At 72.9% G+C, this 979-nt stretch carries 2 protein-coding genes; both read left to right on the forward strand.

Annotated features, from left to right (window positions below):
- Window positions 1-272 (forward strand): tripartite tricarboxylate transporter substrate-binding protein (locus tag KDH83_RS32725; RefSeq protein WP_249205428.1); only part of this gene is annotated, 272 nt, incomplete at its 5' end.
- On the forward strand, window positions 269-979 hold a 711-nt coding region (locus KDH83_RS29005; protein WP_212322177.1), incomplete at its 3' end, for an SDR family oxidoreductase. The genes KDH83_RS32725 and KDH83_RS29005, both read left to right, overlap by 4 nt.

Genomic DNA, 979 nt, shown 5'->3' on the forward strand with positions numbered 1-979 from the left:
CGCTGCCGACCGTCGCGGAATCGGGGCTGCCCGGCTTCGACGTGACGGCCTGGTTTGCCCTGTACGCGCCGCGTGGCACGCCCGAGCCCGTCGTGCGGCAGTTGATCGAGGCCGCCCGCGAGGGGCTGAGCTCGCCTGATCTGGCCGCGCGCTTCGCCGCGCAGGGCGCCAAGCCTGGCACGCTGTTCGGCCCGGAGCTGGCCGCGTTCGAGCAGGACGAGCGTCGCAAATGGGGCGGGCTGGTCAAGGACAAGGGCATCACCGCGCAATGAAAAACGGCACCGTTTTGGTCACCGGCGGTAGCCGGGGCATCGGCCGCGCCATCGTCGCGCGGCTGATCGAGGACGGCTACGAGGCCGTCAATTTCAGCCGGGGCGCGCCCGAGTCCCTGTTGCCGGGCGAGACCTTCCGCTCGGTGGACCTGGCCGACGCGCGGGCGGCGGGCGAGGCCGCGCGCGAACTGGCCGCGTCGCGCCCCGTGCTGCATCTGGTCAACAACGCCGGCATGATCGAGGTCGCCGGCATCGAGGCCGTCACGCAGGACGCGCTGGCGCGCACCATGGCCGTCAACCTGGTGGCGCCCGTCGTGCTGCTGCAGGCGTTGTTGCCAGGCATGCGCGCGGCCCGCCACGGGCGCGTGGTCAACATCGGCAGCAGGGCCGCGCTGGGCAAGCCGGGGCGCACGGCCTACGGCGCGTCCAAGGGCGCGCTGGCGGCCATGACACGGACCTGGGCGCTGGAGCTGGCGGCCGACGGCATCACGGTGAACACCGTGGCACCGGGACCGGTGGCGACGGAACTGTTCAATGCGTCGAATCCCCCCGGCGATCCGCGCACGCGCGCGCTGGAGGCCGCGATTCCTGTGGGCCGCAGCGGCCTGCCGGAAGAGGTGGCGCACGTGGTGGCCATGTTCATGGACCGGCGCGCCGCCTTCGTGACCGGGCAGCTGATCCATGTGTGCGGCGGGGTGTCGGTGGGG

Source organism: Achromobacter sp. Marseille-Q0513 (assembly GCF_018195695.1).
GTDB lineage: Bacteria > Pseudomonadota > Gammaproteobacteria > Burkholderiales > Burkholderiaceae_B > Achromobacter.